Annotated in this window: 20 protein-coding genes and 2 pseudogenes; 13 read left to right on the top strand and 9 right to left on the bottom strand. The window is 60.7% G+C overall.

What is annotated here, in order from left to right; translation table 11 throughout:
• Window positions 1-165: 165 nt before the first annotated feature.
• Window positions 166-1,939 (bottom strand): annotated as a pseudogene (locus CO676_RS21125) (ABC transporter ATP-binding protein).
• A gap of 135 nt (window positions 1,940-2,074) precedes the next feature.
• Here CO676_RS21125 and CO676_RS21120 point away from each other — a divergent pair.
• On the top strand, window positions 2,075-2,416 hold the full coding sequence (locus tag CO676_RS21120; protein WP_097522509.1) for an antibiotic biosynthesis monooxygenase: 342 nt from the start codon (window positions 2,075-2,077) through the stop codon (window positions 2,414-2,416).
• 8 nt (window positions 2,417-2,424) lie between these two features.
• On the opposite strand, the gene CO676_RS34650 is transcribed toward CO676_RS21120, so the two are convergent.
• A complete protein-coding gene (locus CO676_RS34650) occupies window positions 2,425-2,814 on the bottom strand; it encodes a hypothetical protein (RefSeq protein ID WP_144340173.1) in 390 nt (129 codons plus the stop codon).
• A gap of 45 nt (window positions 2,815-2,859) precedes the next feature.
• Here CO676_RS34650 and CO676_RS35365 point away from each other — a divergent pair, with 45 nt between their 5' ends.
• The 5 genes and pseudogenes from CO676_RS35365 (at window position 2,860) to CO676_RS21090 (ending at window position 9,404) form a co-directional block, all read left to right on the top strand.
• A complete protein-coding gene (locus CO676_RS35365; RefSeq protein ID WP_179875577.1) occupies window positions 2,860-3,006 on the top strand; it encodes a hypothetical protein in 147 nt (48 codons plus the stop codon).
• A 22-nt stretch (window positions 3,007-3,028) separates the two neighbouring features.
• The gene (locus CO676_RS21110) at window positions 3,029-3,514 is read left to right on the top strand and encodes a GNAT family N-acetyltransferase (protein ID WP_097522507.1); all 486 of its coding nucleotides are present in this window, start codon (window positions 3,029-3,031) and stop codon (window positions 3,512-3,514) included.
• 488 nt (window positions 3,515-4,002) lie between these two features.
• Window positions 4,003-4,557 (top strand): hypothetical protein, encoded by a 555-nt coding sequence (locus CO676_RS21105; protein WP_097522506.1) that lies wholly within the window; start codon window positions 4,003-4,005, stop codon window positions 4,555-4,557.
• Window positions 4,558-4,910: 353 nt separating this feature from the next.
• Window positions 4,911-5,078 (top strand): annotated as a pseudogene (locus CO676_RS21100) (integrase); the annotation flags it as partial.
• A 957-nt stretch (window positions 5,079-6,035) separates the two neighbouring features.
• On the top strand, window positions 6,036-9,404 hold the full coding sequence (locus CO676_RS21090; protein WP_097522504.1) for an adenylate/guanylate cyclase domain-containing protein: 3,369 nt from the start codon (window positions 6,036-6,038) through the stop codon (window positions 9,402-9,404).
• A 592-nt stretch (window positions 9,405-9,996) separates the two neighbouring features.
• Here the strand turns inward: CO676_RS21090 and CO676_RS21085 are convergent.
• From CO676_RS21085 to fsa, 4 genes are all read right to left on the bottom strand, one after another.
• The gene (locus tag CO676_RS21085) at window positions 9,997-10,227 is read right to left on the bottom strand and encodes a DUF1127 domain-containing protein (protein WP_097522503.1); all 231 of its coding nucleotides are present in this window, start codon (window positions 10,225-10,227) and stop codon (window positions 9,997-9,999) included.
• A gap of 479 nt (window positions 10,228-10,706) precedes the next feature.
• Complete coding sequence (locus CO676_RS21080) at window positions 10,707-11,021, bottom strand: hypothetical protein (protein ID WP_097522502.1); 315 nt, start codon at window positions 11,019-11,021, stop codon at window positions 10,707-10,709.
• Between the two features lie 45 nt (window positions 11,022-11,066).
• Window positions 11,067-12,605: an FAD-dependent oxidoreductase gene (locus CO676_RS21075; RefSeq protein ID WP_097522501.1), complete on the bottom strand. Its 1,539-nt coding sequence runs from the start codon at window positions 12,603-12,605 to the stop codon at window positions 11,067-11,069.
• 182 nt (window positions 12,606-12,787) lie between these two features.
• Window positions 12,788-13,444: a fructose-6-phosphate aldolase gene (fsa, locus tag CO676_RS21070; protein WP_097522500.1), complete on the bottom strand. Its 657-nt coding sequence runs from the start codon at window positions 13,442-13,444 to the stop codon at window positions 12,788-12,790.
• 122 nt (window positions 13,445-13,566) lie between these two features.
• Here fsa and CO676_RS21065 point away from each other — a divergent pair, with 122 nt between their 5' ends.
• Both CO676_RS21065 and CO676_RS21060 read left to right on the top strand, forming a co-directional pair.
• Complete coding sequence (locus tag CO676_RS21065) at window positions 13,567-13,938, top strand: DUF488 domain-containing protein (RefSeq protein ID WP_097522499.1); 372 nt, start codon at window positions 13,567-13,569, stop codon at window positions 13,936-13,938.
• 230 nt (window positions 13,939-14,168) lie between these two features.
• Window positions 14,169-15,023, top strand: coding sequence for a LysR family transcriptional regulator (locus CO676_RS21060; RefSeq protein ID WP_245424385.1), 855 nt, complete (start codon window positions 14,169-14,171; stop codon window positions 15,021-15,023).
• On the opposite strand, the gene CO676_RS21055 is transcribed toward CO676_RS21060, so the two are convergent.
• The 3 genes from CO676_RS21055 to CO676_RS21045 form a co-directional block, all read right to left on the bottom strand.
• Window positions 15,020-15,820: an ATP-binding protein gene (locus tag CO676_RS21055; protein WP_097522498.1), complete on the bottom strand. Its 801-nt coding sequence runs from the start codon at window positions 15,818-15,820 to the stop codon at window positions 15,020-15,022. The genes CO676_RS21060 and CO676_RS21055 overlap by 4 nt on opposite strands.
• Window positions 15,821-15,928: 108 nt before the next feature.
• A complete protein-coding gene (locus CO676_RS21050; protein WP_245424384.1) occupies window positions 15,929-16,456 on the bottom strand; it encodes a plastocyanin/azurin family copper-binding protein in 528 nt (175 codons plus the stop codon).
• Window positions 16,453-16,866: a DUF5602 domain-containing protein gene (locus tag CO676_RS21045; protein WP_097522589.1), complete on the bottom strand. Its 414-nt coding sequence runs from the start codon at window positions 16,864-16,866 to the stop codon at window positions 16,453-16,455. The genes CO676_RS21050 and CO676_RS21045 overlap by 4 nt, the downstream gene beginning before the upstream one ends.
• 464 nt (window positions 16,867-17,330) lie before the next feature.
• Here CO676_RS21045 and CO676_RS21040 point away from each other — a divergent pair, with 464 nt between their 5' ends.
• The 5 genes from CO676_RS21040 to CO676_RS21020 all read left to right on the top strand — a co-directional run bounded on the left by CO676_RS21040 (window position 17,331) and on the right by CO676_RS21020 (window position 20,176).
• A complete protein-coding gene (locus tag CO676_RS21040) occupies window positions 17,331-17,837 on the top strand; it encodes a PTS sugar transporter subunit IIA (protein WP_097522497.1) in 507 nt (168 codons plus the stop codon).
• A 20-nt stretch (window positions 17,838-17,857) separates the two neighbouring features.
• Window positions 17,858-18,313 carry a nucleoside diphosphate kinase regulator gene (gene rnk / locus CO676_RS21035; protein ID WP_097522496.1) on the top strand — a complete coding sequence of 152 codons (456 nt, stop codon included), beginning with the start codon at window positions 17,858-17,860 and terminating at the stop codon, window positions 18,311-18,313.
• 211 nt (window positions 18,314-18,524) lie between these two features.
• Window positions 18,525-18,935, top strand: coding sequence for a hypothetical protein (locus CO676_RS21030; protein ID WP_097522495.1), 411 nt, complete (start codon window positions 18,525-18,527; stop codon window positions 18,933-18,935).
• The gene (gene rnk / locus CO676_RS21025) at window positions 18,925-19,383 is read left to right on the top strand and encodes a nucleoside diphosphate kinase regulator (protein WP_097522494.1); all 459 of its coding nucleotides are present in this window, start codon (window positions 18,925-18,927) and stop codon (window positions 19,381-19,383) included. The genes CO676_RS21030 and rnk (CO676_RS21025) overlap by 11 nt, the downstream gene beginning before the upstream one ends.
• A gap of 151 nt (window positions 19,384-19,534) precedes the next feature.
• The gene (locus CO676_RS21020) at window positions 19,535-20,176 is read left to right on the top strand and encodes a nucleoside-diphosphate kinase (RefSeq protein ID WP_179875576.1); all 642 of its coding nucleotides are present in this window, start codon (window positions 19,535-19,537) and stop codon (window positions 20,174-20,176) included.
• Window positions 20,177-20,963: the final 787 nt, after the last annotated feature.

The raw sequence follows: 20,963 nt of genomic DNA, 5'->3' as shown, positions 1-20,963 counted from the left end.
TTCCCGGTGCGGGCCCTGAACCAGCCACCCCACATTTTTCAACAAACGGCGATTATGGGGCGCAGGAGTCGCTCGCCTGCTCTCTAACGGAACAACCGCTTTGCTGCCTCGAAGCGAACACTCGCTGTCCTGGCGGCATGGAATTGAGGCGGCCTCAGCGTCGGTTCACGTCGCATCCACCGTATCGGCAATGTAGCCACCCGTCTGCCGCTTCCATAGCCGCGCGTAGAGTCCGTCTCGTTCGAGCAGCACCGACGGCATTCCCTCCTCGACGATGCGGCCTTTGTCGAGCACGACGATGCGGTCCATGCTGGCAATGGTGGACAGGCGATGCGCGATGGCGATCACCGTCTTTCCCTCCATCAGCAGGGCGAGCTTGTCCTGCACCGCGGCCTCGGCCTCGCTGTCCAATGCCGACGTCGCCTCGTCGAGTACAAGGATTGGCGCGTCCTTAAGTAGGACGCGGGCGATAGCGACGCGCTGGCGCTGGCCACCGGACAGTTTCACGCCGCGGTCACCGACGAAGGCGTCATAGCCCGTGCGGCCTTCGCTGTCCTTGAGGTTGGCGATGAAGCCGTCCGCCTCGGCCAGCCTCGCGGCATGCTCCACCTCTTCCCTCGAGGCACTTGGCCGACCGTAGCGGATATTGTCGCCGACCGAGCGATGCAGCAGCGACACGTCCTGGGTGACCACGCCGATGCTCTCACGCAGGCTTGCCTGTGTGACGCTGCGTATATCCTGCCCGTCTATGTAGATCGCGCCGCCGTTCAGGTCGAAGAAGCGGAGGAGCAGGCTGACCAGGGTCGACTTTCCGGCGCCGGAGAGGCCGACCAGCCCCACCTTCTCGCCGGCGCGCACGGTGAGCGAAAGGCCCTCGATCACCCCCTGTCCCTGCCGATATTCAAACTGGACGTTCCTGAACTCGACCTCGCCCGCCGTCACCGTGAGCGGCCTGGCGTTCGGGGCGTCGATGATAGTCGGCGGCGTGGTCACGACGGGCATGGCGTCGCGGATCGTTCCGACCGCCTGGAAAATCTGCTGCCCCATCTGCAGGAAGGCACGGGAGTTGGCATTGAGCCGCAGCACGATAGCGATCGAGGCGACGAACTGGCCGATAGTGACGAAACCGCCCACGAGTCCCGAGAAACCTATGATGGAAATAGCGAGTGTGAGGACGGTGTTGAGCAGGATGACGCTCGTGTCGGTCGTCAAGTGGATGCGCCTTTCATCTGGATGTTGCTGTAGAGGTCGGTCATGGCGCCGACGACGAGGCTGCGCGCGCGGGCGGTCTTGCGCGAACGCTCGGAAAAACGCGGCACCGCTGCCGCCGCAAGCGCGATGTTGGCCGCGATCCAGACGAACACGGGGAGCGCCAACGGCCAGGAGAGCGCGCTGAGCAGAACGAGCGAGCCGACTGTACCAGGAAGAGCGGTACTTGGTAGAAGGCCACGACGATCTGCTGCTGCACGGCAGACGCGACCTGGGAAATGCGCGTAGCTACCTGTCCGGCGAAGAGATCGTGGAAGAAGGCGAGGTCCTGGCGCTCCACCGCCTTGTGACCCTGCCACTGCATCGCCGCCGGCATACATACCGCCACCGTCTGCGAGTTCAGCGTGTTGCCGAGGAAGATCAGCAGCGGCAGCACGGGGAAAATCAGCACGCCGAGGACGGCTAGCGTCGGCCAACTCTCTTCGAGGAAAGCGGCTGCGCCCTTGGCGGTCACTCCGTCCACGACGAAGGAAATGCCCCAGATCGTCGCGAGATTGATGCCTTCGATGGCGATCATGAGGATGGCGACGGCCGCGAGCACGCCGCGGAACATCGAGGCGAAATGCACGAGCAGCGCAAAAGGCCCGCGTGACGGCAGCGGCGTGTACGGAATATCGAGCGGACGAATGAGCGTCTCGAACGGACGATAGATGAGATCCGAAAGCAACATAGCGGCTCCGGCTAGGCAATGCCGCCGACGGGCCCGAGACAAATGTAAGACGACAGCACGACGGCAGACGCGCGCGATGGGATTGACCTACGACGCAAAGTGCGATGATCTTTGTTATAGCAACGAGAGGTTGCCATGACTATAGCTTCCTTGCCTGCGCCACCTTATTACGTCGTCTGTTTCTCATCGCAACGAACCGAGGTCGAAGACGGCTATGGTGAAACCGGCGCTGCGATGGTGGAACTAGCAAAACAGCAGCCTGGCTTTCAAGGTTTCGAGAGCGCTCGCCGCGCGGATGGTTTCGGCATAATCAACTCCTATTGGAAGGATGAGGAGAGCATCCGTGCCTGGAAAGCAGTTGTCGATCACGTTGAGGCGCAACGCCGGGGTCGGGGAAATTGGTATGCGTGTTACGAAATCCGGGTGGCACTCGTGCAGAGCGCCTACGGGTTCGACGGAAGGGACGCGAAGGGGTAGATGCAAGGCTATGTTCGACTACGTGCGTGCGTGGGGTCGGTGCAGTGCGAAAATGCAAAGACAACGCCAAACTGAAAGACCATCGACCCGAACCAGAGGACGCCATGCACGCCTACTACGGTGACATACTCTCGAGAATTGACGAAGATCCTCGGTGGTTCGATGAGCACGCAGTACCAAGATACTGCGAGTTCGAGCCAAACCAGGTAGTGGGCATTTCCGTCGAAGAAGTCGCTCTTGCCGAAATCGCCTGTCAATCGTGCCGCCGGCACTTCCGGGTTGCCTTCTCTGGTGTAAACGTAAAGTCCCTTGAGACACCTCAAGAACGGCAAGCCCGGGTCGCCGATCAACTGAATTTCAGGCCAATTGCCGACGCTATCCGCGCCAGAACGCTTCACTACGGCGATCCCCCGGCCGTCAATTGCTGCCTGGCCGGAAGCACAATGAACAGTGTGCCCATTCGAGTGATCGAGTATTGGGCGCGGGGCGACCGGCAATACCTCGATGGTGGTCGCATCACAGACATGCGCTTCTTCGAGTGGGCGCGTGACGAAGCGCTCGAGATCGAGATTACGCCCGACCGGGCCTAGACCTGAAACTTACGAGGACCGCATGCCCCGGCCACAGTCGCAGCACTACGCTATCTCGGACCTGCGTGATCAGCCAGGCTTCTGCTCGACGGTTGCGGATCGCGTCTGGCGGGCCTGGTGGCAAGGCGCAGGCCACCCCCTCGAACAGGTGGCCAACCATATGCAGGAAATGTTAGACGAGCGAGAGTTGCCTTTTGGGCTTGTCGCCCACGAGGGCGCGACCTACCTGGGGTCGACGCTGATCATCTCCTGCGATCTGGAGGAGCGTCCGCAATACGCTCCATGGGTGGCGGCCGTATGGGTCGATGCCGAACACCGGCATCAGGGAATTGGCAGGGCTCTTGTCCGTCGCGCGGCTGAAGCGACGTTCGACCTGGGTCATGATGTCGCCTATCTCTGCGCGTTGCCGGAAAGGCGCTCTTTCTACGAAGCATTCGGCTGGCGTCGCCTCGAAGAAGGTGTAGGTCCTCATGGGCTCACGGTCCTTACGTGTGTGCGGGGCATCTGACTCGGGCAATCGAACGCTAGCTTCCGCGTTCGACCCCGTTGCGGAAGTTCGTCTGATCCGGCCAAACTCTCACTTTCGGCCCTTCTCGGACCTTGCTGCCGAGAAGTTGACGGGCAAGTCCCTAGTCCGTTGCGGTCGTTCAGTGCTCATCGTCCCACGACGCTGTATTCTAGTCGCAGGAAAGCCAGCTTTATCTGCAGCAGATCCGCCGAACGTGGCTCGGCATGCTAAGTTCTGATATCATAGTTGTGAGGCAGTTGCTCATGCGTCCGCTACGGCATGAGTGTGGAGGAGTTCGAGGCATATCGGAGATGCAGTCTCGGCTCAGGCACTGTCGAAGCTAGTTGAGTTGGATTACAGCCGCACGCGTGATCTCGATCGGTGGGATCGGGCGCGCGGCGGACGTCTCAAGCGCAAGCAGGTTGCCTCTAATCTGCGGCGACGCTGAGCATCGGCTTGGATCCGCCGCTCACACCAAGGAGGAACCGATGAAAACCATGATCGCGGCATCCGCCGCAGCGATGACACCTGTCAAAACTGCGCTTTTCTTCGGATTACTCGTTGCCCTTGCTCCCGGAACCGTCATGGGGGCCCCTATCGAAAAAAAGGGGACCACACCCTACGTGACGCACTTCGTTTTTCGCCCCTTGATGAGCATTGACGTTCCGGGCGTCGGCAAGGCCACCGCGCTGGAGGCGGTCGGGACTACCGAAAATATGAAGGGAGAAGCAATGCTCGACAAGATGTCAGCACATTGCGCCGCGGTAAGCGTCGCTTCGGGCGACAAGAACTTTATTGATGGCGCCTGTGTGCTGGCCGACAAGGATGGCGACAAGATCTTTTCGACCTTCGATACGCGCGACCTCGACAAGTCGCAGCCGGAAATGGCTTGTGGCACCCATATCATCACCGGGGGCACCGGCAAGTACGCGGGCATTACCGGGCGTGAGCCCTTTGCGTGTATGGAGATGCCCGCACTGGCTGGACCCGGCGGCTATACTGCGATGGACATACCGCATAACACGTCGTGGGAGATCAAATGACCGGAACCTCGATGCCCTATCGCAAACCCGGCCGACAACCAACAAGGTAAATAAGAGCCCGGCCCGACAGCCGGGCTCTCTCTAAGCTGGAAAATGGCTGAAGCGCGGCGCCGACCAGATCTATGGATGTTTGACCCTGCATGATTCGCGTCGCGCCCAGGCTGAACTTCGCACACGGTGGACGAGCGGTAGTTCGTCGCGCAGTCGAGGAATGGCGGGCGGTGGCGCACCCTGCTCATTCCGTTGAGCGAGACGAATGATCTTCTTCCACCCGAAAAATCGCTTCTCGAAGTACGATCCGTCCGCTTGAAGATTCAGCGCTGCGGTGTGGAGGTGGCTTTGGGAGGAAGGCTATGTCCAGCGTGAACTCGGGCCGCATCATCGGTCAGAAGCCCCCATTGAAGGCGAAGGAGGTCTGGGCCATCCGAACCCGCCTTCAGATGTTGGGTGCAGTGCGCGACCTGGCGCTGTTCAATCTCGCGATCGACAGCAAATTGCGAGCTTGTGATCTGGTCGCGATGGCGGCGCTTCTCATTGAAGCGCCGCCATCGCTGGTCTCGCTGAAGGTCAGGCCCGACCTTTTTGCGACGGATCGAACCGGAAAGATCGATCCAAGCCGCCGCTCTCCGATGGCGGCGGCGATGTCTGCGCCGGATTCCAAGCGCTACCATCGGCCACTGCGTCGACGTGCGCAGGGCGGGGTACTTCCAATGCAGCGCAGATTATCGGCCATCCTCTCGGCTGACATCGCTAAACCCGATTGATGGACTTCGACGAGGTCAGCACGCTGAGCCGCCTCAGGTCGCTACGGCATGACCTGGTCGACCCCTGTATTGCCTCTCACGGCCTTGATTTCGCATCGACGCGAAAGTCGGACACCATACCTGGAGTTGCCGAAGAGGCAGCCCGGCTCGCCGACCACCTGGCAAAGAGAGCTCGCGAGATCGCCTAAGCGAACGAGCGGATAGCCGGCGCTTCCGTCGCCGGCATTGTGCTCAATGGATATCGGGCGTTAAGCCACGAGCGATCTTGCTGACAAGATGGATTCGCAGTTTTGGTTGTCATCCTGATGCCTTCATTTGCGGGCTTGAGAAGATCTCCAAAACCAACGCCTTCAAGCACTTCGGCGCCAGCCGGTCGAGCACTCCAAGACCAATTGTGGCAACTAATTCTCGTCATGAAGTGCCCAAGGTAACGGAAACGGCCGCGTTCTTACAATAAACTGACAATCGACGCAGATCAGACTGGGCACAGCATTTCCGATGCTTTCACTCCCGCTCCGGGAATTCAGTTTCACGCCGGCTAATCGTGAACCCGGACGAGCCTTCAGGAAAGGCGGTGGTGGTCGAGCGCTTGCTGCTCGTGGGACTGAATTGACGAGGACTGATCCGGGTCACAGGTGTAAGCTGTATGCCCTCGACTCGCGGGAAAGCGCCTTAGAGCAAGCCGAATTCGACCATGTCAGAGGATGCTAGGTCATGCCCGACATCGGAGACTGGCTCGCCAGCATCAGGCTTGAGCAGTATCGCCAAACCTTCTTGAAGAACGGCATCGATCTCGATGTCGTCGACGATCTCACCGATGCCGACCTCAAGGAGCTCGGACTTTCCCTTGGTGACCGCAAGCGTTTTCTCAGGGCGGCCGCGACCCTGGCTCAGCAGTCGCCGCCGCCCACGGCGGCACTACGTCCCTCCGTGCCACGGACCCACAGCGAGGGGGAACGGCGACAGCTTACGGTGATGTTCTGCGATCTCGTTGGATCGACAGCACTCTCCGCCCGCCTCGATCCAGAAGACCTACGGCAGTCGATCGTGGCGTACCGTGCTTGCGCCACCGAGATCGTCGGCCGGTACGACGGTTTTGTTGCCAAGTATATGGGCGACGGCGTCCTCGTATACTTCGGCTATCCGCAGGCTCACGAGGAAGATGCCGAGCGGGCCGTGAGGGCCGGCCTCGCGGTCGCTGAGGCCGTCGACCGGCTGGATGCGGCAGGCGAACACCTGGCTGTTCGGATTGGAATCGCCACTGGCCTGGTCGTGGTGGGTGACATCATCGGCACCGGCGAGGCCGAGGAATGCAGCGTCGTAGGTGAAACGCCGAACCTGGCGGCCCGCCTACAGGCGTTGGCCGGATCCGGCACAGTGGTCATTGCCGAAGCGACGCGCGCACTGCTGCGGGGCCAGTTCAAGCTCGAGAGCATCGGACTGCGGCCGATCAAAGGTTTTTCCGGGGCGGCTGAAGCGTTTCGGGTGCTCGGCGAAGTGCGTAGCGACGACCGCTTCGAGGCCGGTCACGCGGCCGTGCTGCCGTTGGTCGGCCGTGACCCGGAACTCGCATTGTTGGTCGATCGCTGGACTAAGGCCAAGGCCAACGAAGGTCAGGTCGTCCTGCTCGAGGGTGAGGCCGGAATCGGCAAGTCACGTCTCACCCTGGCCCTTCGCGAGCGTCTCTTTCGAGAACCGCACAGGTTGCGCCGCTATTTCGCCTCGCCACACCACGTGAACAGCGCGCTTCGTCCGGTGATTGCCCAGCTTGAACAGGAAGCGGGATTTGAACGCGAGGATTCATCGGTCGTGAAGCTCGCCAAACTCCAGGCGCTGATCGCGGAACAGGTGGGTGAGGTGAGCGAAGCGCTCCCATTGTTGGCCGAGCTTCTCGGAATTCCGGGCAGCGGCCGCTGTCCAATACTGGATCTTGCGCCCCAACAGCGTAAGAACCGAACCTTCGACGTCCTCATCGCCCAGCTTGCCAGACTGGCTGCGAAGCAGCCGGTGCTCTTGTTGCTTGAGGACGCTCACTGGCTGGACGCGAGTAGCCTTGAGCTATTCAGCTTGTTCGTGAACCGCATCCGGCAGCTCCCAGTGCTGCTGGTCATTACCCACAGGCCCGAGTTCGTCCCGCCTTGGCGTAGTTACCGGCACGTGACAAAGGTGGTGCTGAATCGTCTCGACCGGGTGCACGCCCAATCGCTGGTCGAACGGCTGACCGGCGGAAAGGCACTGCCTGCCGGAGTGCTCGATTACATCCTGGCCAATACCGATGGCGTACCGCTGTACCTTGAGGAATTGACCAAAACCATGCTCGAATCTGGTCTGCTGGGAGTGGCCGGCGATCAGTTTGGACTGGCTGCACATATGCCGCCGCTGGCGATCCCGGTAACGCTATACGACTCGCTGATGGCCCGCCTCGACCGCCTCGGCAGGGCCAAGGTGGTGGCCCAGATAGGCGCCTGCATCGGGCGCGAGTTCTCCTATGAGCTGATTGCGGCGTTAGCTGTGCTCGATGAGCATGAGCTGCAAAGGAGCCTTGATCAACTGGTTGCAACTGAGCTGGTTTTTCGGCGCGGAAGTCCCCCTGACGCGATCTACAGCTTCAAGCACGCGCTCGTCAGAGATACCGCATATCAATCCCTCCTCAAGAGTCGCCGCCGGGAACTCCATCGCCGTATTGCCCAGGTCTTCGAAGAACTCGCCCCACATGTCGTGTCCGCTCAGCCCGAGCTCCTGGCCCATCATCTGACCGAGGCAGGAGAGCTGCCGCAAGCCGTCGTGTTCTGGCACCGGGCCGCCGAGCACGCAAACGAGCGGGCGGCGAATGCCGAGGCCGTCGGCCATTTGGCCAAGGCACTCGACCTGCTCGCCCAGATGCCCGAGAATCCGGAGCGCGCCGAGCTTGAGCTGACGTTGTTGATCACCATGGGACGAGTGCTCACCGCTGCGAAGGGCTATGGCCACCCGGAGGTCGAGCGCGTCTACAACCGTGCTCTCAACCTGGCGGAGCGGATCCAGGAAACGCCCAGGCTGTTCCCGGTCCTCCTCGGTCTCACCATTCATCATGCGGTGCGGTCCGAGCTTTCCGCGGCGCGAGACCTTGGCGAACGGCTTCTGAGGTTGGCGCAGCAGATCTCAGATCCTGTGCTCGTGGTGGAAGCGTCCTATGCTTTGGGCATTACCTGCTCCTGGCGCGGCGAATTCGCCTCGGCATGGAAGCACTTCGAGCACGGGATCAGCCAGTACGACATCGCCCAGCACCGGGCCCATCTAGCGCTCTATGGACAGGATGGAGGACCGATCTGCCTGTGCCGTGGCGGCATGGCGCTGTGGTATCTCGGCCACGATGACCGGGCGCTGGAGCTGATGGACGAGGCGCTCGCCATGACCGCGAGCCTCGGGCATTTGTTCAGCCGTGCCTATGTACTGACATGGGCGGCGATTTTGCACGTGCATCGACGCGACATCGCCAAGGCGCAAGAGGCGGCGGAGTTGGCGTTGGCGTTCGCGGCCGAACACGAATTTCCATTCTGGCACACCCAGGGAGTCTTCCTGCAGGGGTGGGTGCTGGCGGAGCGGGGCCTGATCGCGGAAGGCATCGAGCGGTTGCGAGACGGGTTGGCTGGGATGCAGGCGATCGGGTCAGGAATGACGGCGCCTTGGGCGATGGGCTTACTCGCGGAGGCGCATGGAAAGGCTGATCGTTTTGCCGAGGGTAGCACCTTGATTGACGAGGCGGTTACCATTGTCGCGCGCACTGGCAACCGCTGGTGCGAGGCGGAGCTGTATCGGCTCAAGGGCGAACTCATGTCATCGAGCTCAGAGTGCGATCTTGCCGAAATCGAGGCGTGCTTCCGCAGTGCGCTCGACATCGCCCGCATGCAGGATGCGAAGATGTGGGAACTGCGCTCGGCGGTGAGTTTGGCCCGGCTTTGGCGAGCACAGGGTCTTAGAGCGCAGGCCTGCGAGCTGCTCATGCCGCTCCTCGGCTGTCTCTCTAACGGCCACGGGTCGCTCGATCTTCAGGATGCTCAAGCGGTCCTTGAGAGCTGCGGAGGTAATAAATTGAGCACCTGAACACTTGCTCCGCTGCAACGAGTTTGTCGTAACTCCCGGTGGAGCGATGATACTGACTCCGACATTTGAGGCCGCCCTTGGCAATGGATGGCTGCAGGAAAGGCAGATGCGCCTTGAACGGAATATTCTCATGCTTTGCTCAATGTAGTGCGGCACCCCGAGGCGCCGCGGGAAGAACCGCCCTTCTAAAAAATGTCCCGGAGCAGGACTTTAGGCGCGGGGTTCAGGGTTAGAGGAGCCTGCTCCGGGAAAGGACTCGTCCCTCCCCGGCAAGCCTCGATATCCTGATCAAAGTCTCCATGCACATGATATCCACCTTGGCCTATGGACCTGCCTTCTCAAGGCGACACAATGACGCCGGTCAAGCCAAGTCCTATCAGAGCGTCGCAAAAGCGAAGACCATCAATCCAAAGATGCCCACCGCGATGATCGTTTTGGTTGTCCTATCCATCGTTAGCCTCCGGCAGGCCAGCGGACGGCGCTATGCCTCGCTGGCCTGCGAACCGTTGTTCACCGGGTTGAAGCACGCCAGCCATCGATGCCGCTTTTCGAAGCCGGGCAGCCGGGCTGGGACACAGTTCCCGGATTTCACCTATATCTGTTCCGGCGGACCGAAGAGCCTTTCGACAATCCGCGGGATGTCGTTCCTCGTTATGCCGATGTCCTCGAGCAGCCTGTCGTCGAGGTTATGAAGCGCGGCGGCCGCCCGCCTCCGCTGCCGCCGCTGCAGCGCGCGTAGAAGAAGTCCCGCGACCATCACCCTGGGACTGCGCAGCGTCAGATCCTGGCGGATTTGAGTTGATGAGTGTTCGTATGCGGACATTATTGCCCTCCATTCGCAGCATTGATCGGCCCGGCCGCCGCGAGGTCCGCAGAAGCGAAGCGGCGAACGGGCATCTGGGAGGCATCGGCGACATGGAGACGCGATAGCGCCGAGCTCCGCGCGCGAGTAGCCGTGGCCAGACTGTGTATTTGAGAGGGATCCCCGAGGCGGCGAACGCGTGCGTTCGAGCCGCTCGGGGTTACGAGCGCGTCAGCAGGGACGCTGAGATGACCAGGTATTTCTTGTGTCGACGTGAAGTAGTCATGACTCCGATATGGTCACTTGATCCAATGTTTCAATCGGTCGAGATGCGGCCTTTGGACGCTGTCGGGCGCGGGTTGCGGGCTAGCCGTCGCTCTTGGGCGTAGACGGCGGCCGCTCGTCACCGCCGGTCCTACCCCGCCGGACGGTCGTTTTCCCTGCGCATGACCGATATCGTAGCTCCTCGGAGCAGATCTGCTGCGGCTTAATTTGCGTCATCACCAGTCCTCTCCGGTTCGCTCGAAGACGAGCCACGCGGTTCCCTTTTGCGCGATCCGCGTCCTGCGGGCCTCCTGAACCCGCTCCGCCTGTCGTTTTGTGAAGGGCCCCATCGGCGGAGTCTGCCGTTCGCCGCAACGGACCTGGCAGTACCATCTGATGCCATCGCGCGAGAAGATATCGACCGAAGTAGAGGTCTCATGCGGCTCTTGCCCGGCGATCTCGTCGATGAAAATGATCGACCTCGAGTAGTGCTTGTCGGGCGTACTCCTGCGCACGCCAGGAGCCAGATTGCCGTCAGGCGACATCGACATAGTTCAACTCCTCTTTTTCGCTGCGGCGGTTTGGCGCCTGCCTCGTCAGCAGGCGACCATTTCATGCTCCATTGCCACTTCGACCATCAGATTTTCCAAGTCGCGGGATATAGAAGCGACAGCCAATACGCGTCCGTCGCGCTTGAAGCGCAGCAGACAGTCCCTGCCGGCTATGTCGCCTTCGACCATGATCTCGTCCCAGCGTTCCGCATGGCCGACATAGTTGATCCTGACGTCGTAGTGCTGGCTCCAGAAGAACGGCACGGCTGTAAACTTCTCGCTCCGGCCGAGCATATTCAGCGCCGCGGTCTGCCCCTGCCTCTCGGCCACCACCCAATGTTCGACGCGAATGTTCTCTCCGCTATGCGGATCGGGCCAGCGCGCGATATCACCGGCCGCGAAGATCCCCTGTTCACTGGTTTCGAGAAAACCATTCACCACGATGCCGCGGTCCGTTGTCAGCCCTGCCGTTTCGGCGAGCCCCGTCCGCGGCCGCACGCCGATGCCAGTGACAACGAGGTCGGCGGCCAGGATGTCGCCGCCGCGAAGTTTCACCTCGCTGCCATTGATACTGCTTACAGTCTCCAGGAGATGGAAAACGACGCCATTCTTCTCGTGAAGGGTCCGGATGAAGTCGCCCATCTGCGCGCCGAGGACGCGCCCCATCGGGTGCTTGCTGGGTGCGACGACATGCACTTCGACCCCGCGAGCGCGCAGGGCCGCGGCAACTTCGAGGCCGATGAAACTCGCTCCAAGCACGACGACCCGGCGGGCCGTCGTCGCCTGCTCGATTATGGCACGGCAGTCGGCGAGCGAGCGCAGCGTGTGGACATGGGGCTGGTCGGCACCCGGTATCGTCAGGCGAACCGGCTCTGCACCGGTCGCGAGCAGCAATCTGTCATAAGGGACGGATGCCCCGCCAGCGAGGATGACCTCGCGAGTCCGCGGCTCGATGCGTTCCGCTTGCGTCCCGAGACGCAAGTCGATCTGGTTCTTGGAATAATAGCTCTCCCCCCGTAGCGGGACCCAGCTCTCCGGCGCCTTGCCGGCAAGGTAGTCCTTGGAAAGGTTCGGCCGGTCGACAGGCGGCGCCGCGTCGTCGCTGAGCATGACGATGCTGCCGGCATATTGCTCCCGCCGCAGCATTTCGGCCGCGGCAAAGCCGGCCGCGCCGCCGCCGAGGATGACGATCTTCTCGGGCGTTGCCTCGACAGGGCGCTCGCTCGTTGCCGTTTCCGCACGCTTGCGCTTGCCGACCACGAAGATATTGCCATCGCGCTCCTCCACCCACCAGCATGCCAACGGCCTGAAGGCGGGTGCGCGCAGGGCCTCGCCGGTCCGCAAGCTGAAACATGCGTGATGCCATGGGCAGCGCACGGTGTCGCCGGCCACCAGGCCGTCGGCAAGCGGACCCTTGTAATGCGTGCAATGCGCGTCAACGGCGAAAATCTCAGCCCCGTGGCGCACAAGCAGCACGTGCGCATCGCCGCAATGGCCAACCAACTGGCTTCCGGCGGGAAGATCGGCAAGACTTATGCCACGCGTCAGATCAGGCCCAGTCATGCTTGTAGGCTCAGCAGCCATTCGTTTCTCCTTGGCTATCGAGATGGAGCCCGCTGCGGGGCCTGAAAGCGACCTCTGCGGATCGCGGCCTTTGATCTCACCAGCCAGTTTGTTGCCGCTGCGCCTATTAAGCAAACGAATTTAATCGCCTGTTGAGTGCAGTTTTTCTGCTGGATAGCTCATGACAAAGGGCAACAGGACATCTAAAGAATGGCCCGCCCCGTCCTATCCCAGTCGGCCAGAAAGGCCGCCAGTCCCTTCTGGGTGAGCGGGTGTTCGGCCAGACTCCTGAGCACTCCCGGTGGCACGGTCGCAATATCTGCGCCTGCCGTTGCGGCTCGCGTGACATGCAGCGGCGTGCGGATCGAGGACGCCAGAATTTCCGTATTGAAGGATTCGTCGTTGTTGTAGATCGCCCGGATTTCCCGGACGACTTCGATGCCATCCAGGCCGATATCATCCAGCCTGCCGACGAAAGGCGAGATGTATGCTGCGCCGGCTTTCGCCGCGAGCAATGCCTGGTTCGCTGAAAAGCAGAGCGTGACATTGACCTTCAGCCCGCGTTCGCTGAGTGCCCGGCAAGCCCTGAACCCATCCCAGGTCGAGGGCACCTTGACGGCCACATTGGGAGCAATGCTGGCCAACCGCTCCCCCTCGGCGACCATGCTGTCGAACTCAGTCGCGGTGACCTCCGCTGAGACCGGGCCTTCAATTGCCTCGCAGATCTCCTTGATAACCTCTTGGATCGATCGGCCCGTCTTTGCGATCAACGAGGGGTTCGTCGTCACTCCGTCGACGACACCTGCGCCGGCAAGCCCGCGTATTTCGACAATATCGGCTGTATCGACAAAGAACTTCATGGTTTTTCTCCTGGCATGACCGCATGACGCATTGGCGACGTGATCTCCGAGGTGATTTGGTCGTAGCAGATGTGATCGCTCGCCCTATGTCTGTGAAGACAGGGCAGTAGGGAGCGACGTGCATGAGCGCCAAAATCTCCGGGAAGGACGTCAGACTGAAGCGTGCCTATGAAAGTCCGACGGACAGTGACGGCACGCGTGTCTTGGTTGACCGGCTGTGGCCGCGTGGAGTGAGGAAAACCGATGCCGCAATCGACTATTGGATAAAGGAGCTGGCACCAAGCACCGAGCTGCGGATATGGTTCGCTCACGATCCCTCCCGTTGGGAGGAGTTCCGCCGGCGATATACCGCAGAGATTGAGGCGCATCACGAGGAATTTGATCGACTGCGCGACCTGGCGCTTAAAGGTCCGATCACGCTCGTCTATGCGGCGCACGACGAGACGCACAACGATGCAGTCGTTCTCAGGGAGCTCTTGCTGGCACATCGATAAAATGCCCCGTCCAGATTTGGGGAACGACGACGAGTGACGTGAGTGTCGACCGCGGCGCGTCCATGGCCAGCCAACCGCACCGCGCCGCAACAAAGATGGCCCCCGCGTTCGGCCCGCTGTCTACGCAGCATGCAGCGCTAGGACTGCTGGATTCCACCCAAGCCTACGGCTCGGATAGTATTTAGCAAACGAATTTGATTGACATTTAAGCGCAATTTTTATGCTATACTATGATGGACATTGAACTAGCCCGTACTTTCTTGGAAATAGTTTCAACGGGAAGTTTTATTCGAGCCGCGGAGCGCTTGAATGTTGCTCAGACGACGGTCAGCGCGCGGATTCGCCACCTCGAACAACTGCTTGGCCGGCCGCTGTTTATTCGGAACAAGGGCGGCGCGTCACTGACCCCGGCGGGCGAGCAGTTCCTGCGCCACGCGCCAACCTTCGTCCAGCTATGGCAGCGCACTCGTCAACAGGTCAAAGTGCCGGCAGGGCGCCGAGCGGTGCTGACGGTCGGCAGCGAAGTCACGCTTGCGCACCCGCTGCTGCTGAGCTGGGTCAGATGGATTCGTCGGTTTCTTCCCGATATTGCGCTTCGCGTACATGTCGACGTGCCCCAGGATCTGATCAATCAGGTCGCCTCGGGAATGGTCGATGTGGCGATCATGTATGCTCCCCAGCATCGCCCCGGCCTTAGAATCGATCTGCTGATGGAAGAAAAGCTCGTGCTTGTGACAACCGATCCGGAAGCGAAGCGCCTTGAGGAGGCGAGTTACGTCTACATGGATTGGGGGCCGGATTTCGGGCGGCAACACGACATGAATTTCCCGGATGTCGCACCAGACCTCTCTTTCGATCTCGGTCCCCTGGCTCTCGGCTATGTCCTCGCGAGCGGCGGTTCCGGCTACTTCAGAATGAGCGCGGTGGAGCCGCATTTAGCTGCGGGTGAACTCCACCTCGTACCCGACATGCCGCAATACTCCTATCCGGTTTACGCGGTCAGGTCTGCAAACTCCGAAGAGAGTGTCGTCGGACCTGCCCTTGCGGGATTGCGCGCGATCTCCGAAGGCCACATCGAGACCTAAGCGGCCGCGTCGTGCAATGGAAACAGCAGATCGACTGTGGTCCCGGTCCCTCGCTCACTGGCAATGCTCAGATGGCCGCCGACCATCTGCATGAAAGTGCGCACCTGCGCTAGTCCCATGCCGGTGCCGTTCTCGCCCTTCGTCGTGAAGAACGGATCCAGCACCTTTCGCAGAACGTCCGGTGGCATGCCGCAGCCGTGGTCCTTGACGCGAAGCCGGGCATAGGTTCCCGGCACCGGCCCGCCAGGCGCACAATTCGTCGCGACGAGCCGCTCCGTTACGATCCAAATCTCGCCGCCGCCTGGCATGGCATCGCGAGCGTTAAGGACAAGATTGAGGACGGCGGCGTCGAACAACGCCGGATCGATCAGAACGTTGGGAACGTCGGAACCAAGTTCAAACCTGACGCGGATGCCAGGTCTCGCACCATATCTCAGGAATGGCCCGGAAGAGCGGACGAGCTCATTCAGGTCGCGCACTTGCAGGCCGAGTTCTCTATGGTCTGCAAAAGCGAGCAACTGCGATATCAGTTCGACACCCCGGTCGACGCCTTCCCGCGCCGCCGCGATAAAGGCGCGCACGCTCTCCGGCTGGTCGGCTTTTCTTTCGGCAAGCCTCAGGCCGGATTCGACGATCGCCAGGATGTTTCTGAGATCATGAGCGATACCGCCGGTCATCTCGCCCAAGGAGGCGAGCCGGCGCATTGCGCTTTCGCGCTGTTCGGCAGTCTGTGTGCCGCCGCTGCTCTCCGCCTGCGGTTGCAGCAATAGGTCTGCCCGAAACGCCATATCTGTCATGATAGCCCCTCATGGTTCCCGATGCCGTGCGGAAACTACGGTCCCCGTGCCATCGCCTTCGTCTATTCGCTCGTCGGCTGGACACCCGCCGCTACGCGCGTGCGCTATCTAAACTCGGCGAACTGTCCGCTTTGCCATTATTTCTTCGACCGTCGGAAACGTCTTGAGGGCCTCATCCGGTAGGCCGCTGCTTGCAGCGACCGCCTCCATCCAGCCGCCATGCGCTTCCGGTTCGCCGACTATGATGCGGCCGACCATTCCAGCCTGCTCGTGGGGAACGCAATAATAGTCATAAACCCCTTGCTCGGTGAAGGTGACCGAAAAGCTCTCGTCGGGCAGGAGATAGCCTGAATCCCAGGATTTTGCCGATTCCGGAATGCGCCGAGGCCTCCCGAAGTTTGCTGGATGATAGGCGGTCGTCGTATGCGAATTGCCGGGATTGAAGTTGGTCCAGCGGACCATCTGACCCGGCTTGATCAAGACACCGATCGGGTCGAACCAGACATGCGAGCCATCGGCGCGCCCCTGCATCCTGATCTCCACGGCTTCTTCGGCCCACACGTCCCGCTTGGACAGGGAAAGGACGGCGGCGAGCCCGCCCCATAGACCCAGCACTTCACGCCGCGCGACCCTCATTTGGCGACGCTCGCTTCGTCGGCCTCTGCAACATGCCACAGGACCACGTGGACATGCGGCTCTTCCACGCCTGGATGGCCGGCATTGTAGTAAACGTCGACATGGTCGACGCTGCCGCCGGGCGCTGCAAGGTTGTCGAATGACTTGTCCAGATTGAGATCCTTGGTCGGCAGCATATAGATGGTGCTGACAAGCTTTCCGTCATGGTCATATGCGAGGAACGGCCCGGCCCGCAGGGTCGCCGGATCGACGAAAAGCTGGCCCATTCCAGGGAGGAAGTCGGGCAACTTCACCAGCTTGCTGACCTGCTGATAAGGGGCGGCTGGCGGCGCTTTTGCGACTTCGTCCGCCGCGATTGCACCAAGCGAGCTAGCCAGTGTCAGGCCAGGGACCAGGAGGAGTCTTTTCATCACGGAATCCTTTTCTTTGAAAATCGCGATCGACCAAACTCCGGCAGCCGGTGGGCTGCTTGCTCGACCTGCAGCGTAGAGCCATTCAAGAGCCACGGGGCAATACAAGTCCAACGAAATAAACTAGCATTTGAATGCACTATTTCTGCATTATCATAAAGGTTACTGTTTAACCGCCTTAGGTTGTGAAAGGCTTCCGAGCGCGAGATAGCCAGAATTGAAGCGCGGTGCACCTTTAGTAGCTGAACGCTTGACTTAAAAAATTCTCTCACCATCTTTCAGATATCATGGTTATTTACATGCCACATCGAGAGCCAAAACGCCTCAAAGCAGGCCTCTAACCCGGACGCGAACTCGCTTCGCGTCCGGGTCAGCCAGTTCTTTCAACTCAACGCAAGACCGCTGCAGACGGAGTGCCGAACGCACTTCACTGGCAGTCGCGCGTATTTGGCTAAGAGGCGACCATGATGATCTTCGGAAACCTGTCGGAAGAAGATATTACCCTTGACCTTGCGACCAAGGGAAAGCACTCGGCGCTGTCCAAGATCGCTGTGAAAATTGCGCGGAGAACCGGGCTTGATGATCGGGAGGTTCTCCGCGGCATTTGGCGGCGCGAGAGGCTCGGCTCGACCGCCATTGGTCGTGGCATCGCCGTCCCGCACGCGTTGCTGCGCTCGATCTCGTCGCCCGTCGCGTCGTTTACGCGACTGGCTCCTCCGGTCGATTTCAACAGCCCCGACCTCGTTCCCGTCGATCTCGTCTTTACCCTGCTTTGGCCGCGCTCCGAGGCTCGCACCTTCTTGCCCGCGCTTTCGCAACTGTTTCGGTTCGTGCGGGCGCCGCTGATCCGGAAGGGGCTCCGACTGGCCCGGTCGTCCGAGGAGGTGATGGCGATCCTGCAGAGCGAGGCATGGTCGATCAATGAGATCCCAACGCGGACCAATGGTGCTCGAAGCGTGGCGGTAAGGTGAACCATAGGAGGACGCAAAGAATGAAGAAGCACACCCAGACACCACGAAAGCCGTCGATCGTGATTGGCGAGACGGATCACCAGCGATTGAACAAGCTTGCGCTCGCCGCGGCTGATCGCTTTCCCGAGATTTCCGATGGTCTCATACTTGAGCTCGAACGGGCACGCGTGGTTTCGGACAGCTCGGTACCTGGGAATGTCGTCCGAATGGGATCGACGGTGGAGTATGAAACCGACACCGGAGATCGTCGAACAGTGACGCTCGTGTTCCCGAAAGACGCCGATATTTCCGAAGGTAAGATATCCATTCTGACGCCAATCGGCACCGCCCTTGTCGGCCTCTCGGTCGGTCAATCAATCATGTGGACGGCGCGGGACGGTCGCCTACATCGACTGTCTGTGATTTCCGTCGGCCAGTCGGCGCTGGAGGATGGAAGCCGGCGACACATGCCGGTGCTCTCGAGCGCCGGAGATTAGACCATGGGTTGCTCAACCCGGCTTCTAACCAGGCGGGCAGCCCGGATCGCAAGGAGCCTGAACCCTGGTTCCCAGGCAATTGGGAGACTCGCTGTGCCCGTCGCAGATTACTGGCAACTGACGTCCAAGGACTACAGCGTCCTCGAAACAAGGCTGAAGCATTACCAATGCCCGGATCTGTGCATGCGTTCGAAAGAAGGAGCACATCGACATGAACGAGCCGTTCGATCTCTTTGTCTTCATCGTCTTGGTTGCCGTGTATTTTGTGTTCAGGATATCGCTGAAGCTGCGCCGGTCGGACCAGCGTGAAACGGGAAGCGGCGAAAAGGCTTTCGCACCAGAAACGAAGTTCTCCACACCGGACACGCGGCACGCAGCGTTCCGGCAGGCAAATGACCAGTGCCAGCCGAGGAGGTCCGCGGAGGCTTCGCGGACGACCACGTCGCTTGCTGACAGTCGCGCCGCAGCCGAACCCTCGCTCAGCGTGCATCGCAGGCCTAAACAGACGGAGATGCCGAGGCACTCGGGATGGCCGCAGTTACGCAACAACGCCGGCAACGGCCGGCCAGTGCGCTGCGCATTGGCCGCGGGAACCGCATGGGTATTACAGAATGCACAATAGAACAGACATTCGTCTTAAGCCGGCCATCACCATTAACGCGGGGGACTACAAGCGCCTTGCAGAACTGGCGCTCGCCGCCGCGCGCCTGGCGGTGCAATCCGAAGCGTTGCTTCTCAAACTCGACCGCGGGCACGTCGTTGTTGACTCGGATCTGGAGAACATTGTGCGGATGGGATCGATCGTCCGCTACAAGACCGACACGGGCGATACGCGGACGATCACGCTTGTCTTTCCCCGCGATGCCGACATCTCCGCGGGAAAGGTATCAGTCCTCACCCCCATCGGAACCGCGCTCCTGGGTCTTTCGGCTGGGCAGTCAGCCACTTGGACCGACCATAATAGCCGGAAGCACGAATTGATCGTGCTGTCGGTCGGTCAGGCGCCACCAGCTTCGTCAACTCACCGGGGATCGGATGATCCTCGCCATGCGATCCTGTCCGGAGCCTAGATGATGTTTTCCGTCAGGCATGGTCTCCGCCCCCTCGCTTACAGGGACCGTCTTATCGCAGGAGCATGACCCCTGCGCCGGTCCTGTCCCAGATCTGGTTGCGGCGCAGGGGATCACCCCGAACAAAAGCAACACTTGTCGCCGACACCGTTTGGGGCGGGCCGGCGGGAGACGTACCATGTTCATATCCGATGTCTGTCGACTCACGATCAGGGATTTCACTCTCTTGAAAATCTTGCAGGACCGATGGCCGAGCAACGATGACCTGGTGCGCGCAATCCTGCAGCATAAACTGACGAAGGCCATCGTCATGTTCCGGAAGGATATCCCTTCGACCATTGTGACACTTAACAGCCACGTCAGCCATCGTATCGAGGGCGGTGCTGCGGAAATCCACGATGCGATGCGCGGGCGGGTCGGTTTGACATTGTCCATCGCCAATCCGCGCAGATTGGCAATGTTGGGTCTTGCGGAAGGACAAAGCGTCATTCTGCGGCGGCCGGGAGAGGCCGCGGAGAGGATTACGGTCGAGAAGATCGTCTATCAGCCGGAGGCGGCAGAAAAGGTTCGGACGACCAGGCAGATTGTCCACGATTTCGGACCGCACCGCATCGAAGGGACGGCAAATCACGTCAGTCCCGATGTCGATGCTCCTGGTGCTTCTGCTGTCGGTTGCATTCGCAGCCGCGGCGAAGAAGTTGCGACGTGGGAAGCCGAATCATTGGCTGTGTGGGAGAATGAAGGTGGCGCACCCGAACGATCGCCGGCTATATCCAGGCTTCGGGCGAGATGAGAAGTACCGCCGAGATGGCACTGAATCAAAGAATCAAATGAGTGCGCAAGAGATCCAAGTGCTACGGGATTGCGTAGCGCGCGGTTCGCCATCGCTGCCCGGAATCGCGCGTCGCGCGCACCTGTAGCGGTGGATTCCAGCGGCAATACGTAGACCATGTGCCCACCGAGGGCCGGCGGCCGCCCCGCGGCGCCGGCCGGGGGATGTAGACTTAGGGGACCGCGTCTGATGAGGATGGACCGCCCTCATTAACTAGCGTGCGCAATCTGTTAGTGACGGAACGGCTGAATTTCAAGCGAACAGCCGCACCGTTGGCGCCCTCATCGGGTATGAAAACAGCGCCGAGTTCCTCGAGCGTGATCTTAAGGATTGCCAGGGTCGAATCGTCGGGCGTGTGGACGCCGCGTTCGAACATCTCAATCACGTCCTTTCGGATTAATCGATCGCGAGGCGAGCGTGGAACGGCTCACCTGCACCAGGGCGCGTGCAGCCTTGCAAAGTGCTCCGGTAATCATTGCATCCTCCGTTAAACTAATGCAACTGCAGCGGCGGTAAGCGAGCCTTTCATGAAGCTCGTTGTAGACGTAGAGCCTTATGAGCCGCCGCGATGGAAGCAGAGTACGGCCCCTGCGGAGCGGCCGCCTCCGATCGCACTGACCCAACGGCTGCTTTCAGGGCGTTACGAGATGCCTTAGCGAGCGACCGCAGTCCACCGATAGTGTTCTCTAATGGGTCAAGGACGGCGGCTCGGTTATGAGCATTGTCGACGCTTTCGGGTGCCTGGGTT

The organism is Sinorhizobium sp. BJ1 (assembly GCF_002531555.1).
In the GTDB taxonomy this organism is placed as follows: Bacteria; Pseudomonadota; Alphaproteobacteria; order Rhizobiales; family Rhizobiaceae; genus Sinorhizobium; species Sinorhizobium fredii_B.
The sequence above is the reverse complement of the archived record's forward strand: the minus strand, read 5'-3'. Positions and strand labels throughout refer to the sequence as shown.

Coding starts and splice junctions, on each gene's coding strand:
- CO676_RS21120 (WP_097522509.1), top strand. CDS start 2,075: ATGACTATAGCTTCCTTGCCTGCGCCACCTTATTACGTCGTCTGTTTC.
- CO676_RS35365 (WP_179875577.1), top strand. CDS start 2,860: ATGAACAGTGTGCCCATTCGAGTGATCGAGTATTGGGCGCGGGGCGAC.
- CO676_RS21110 (WP_097522507.1), top strand. CDS start 3,029: ATGCCCCGGCCACAGTCGCAGCACTACGCTATCTCGGACCTGCGTGAT.
- CO676_RS21105 (WP_097522506.1), top strand. CDS start 4,003: ATGAAAACCATGATCGCGGCATCCGCCGCAGCGATGACACCTGTCAAA.
- CO676_RS21090 (WP_097522504.1), top strand. CDS start 6,036: ATGCCCGACATCGGAGACTGGCTCGCCAGCATCAGGCTTGAGCAGTAT.
- CO676_RS21085 (WP_097522503.1), bottom strand. CDS start 10,227: ATGTCCGCATACGAACACTCATCAACTCAAATCCGCCAGGATCTGACG.
- CO676_RS21080 (WP_097522502.1), bottom strand. CDS start 11,021: ATGTCGATGTCGCCTGACGGCAATCTGGCTCCTGGCGTGCGCAGGAGT.
- CO676_RS21075 (WP_097522501.1), bottom strand. CDS start 12,605: ATGGCTGCTGAGCCTACAAGCATGACTGGGCCTGATCTGACGCGTGGC.
- fsa (WP_097522500.1), bottom strand. CDS start 13,444: ATGAAGTTCTTTGTCGATACAGCCGATATTGTCGAAATACGCGGGCTT.
- CO676_RS21065 (WP_097522499.1), top strand. CDS start 13,567: ATGAGCGCCAAAATCTCCGGGAAGGACGTCAGACTGAAGCGTGCCTAT.
- CO676_RS21060 (WP_245424385.1), top strand. CDS start 14,169: ATGATGGACATTGAACTAGCCCGTACTTTCTTGGAAATAGTTTCAACG.
- CO676_RS21055 (WP_097522498.1), bottom strand. CDS start 15,820: ATGACAGATATGGCGTTTCGGGCAGACCTATTGCTGCAACCGCAGGCG.
- CO676_RS21050 (WP_245424384.1), bottom strand. CDS start 16,456: ATGAGGGTCGCGCGGCGTGAAGTGCTGGGTCTATGGGGCGGGCTCGCC.
- CO676_RS21045 (WP_097522589.1), bottom strand. CDS start 16,866: ATGAAAAGACTCCTCCTGGTCCCTGGCCTGACACTGGCTAGCTCGCTT.
- CO676_RS21040 (WP_097522497.1), top strand. CDS start 17,331: ATGATGATCTTCGGAAACCTGTCGGAAGAAGATATTACCCTTGACCTT.
- rnk (WP_097522496.1), top strand. CDS start 17,858: ATGAAGAAGCACACCCAGACACCACGAAAGCCGTCGATCGTGATTGGC.
- CO676_RS21030 (WP_097522495.1), top strand. CDS start 18,525: ATGAACGAGCCGTTCGATCTCTTTGTCTTCATCGTCTTGGTTGCCGTG.
- rnk (WP_097522494.1), top strand. CDS start 18,925: ATGCACAATAGAACAGACATTCGTCTTAAGCCGGCCATCACCATTAAC.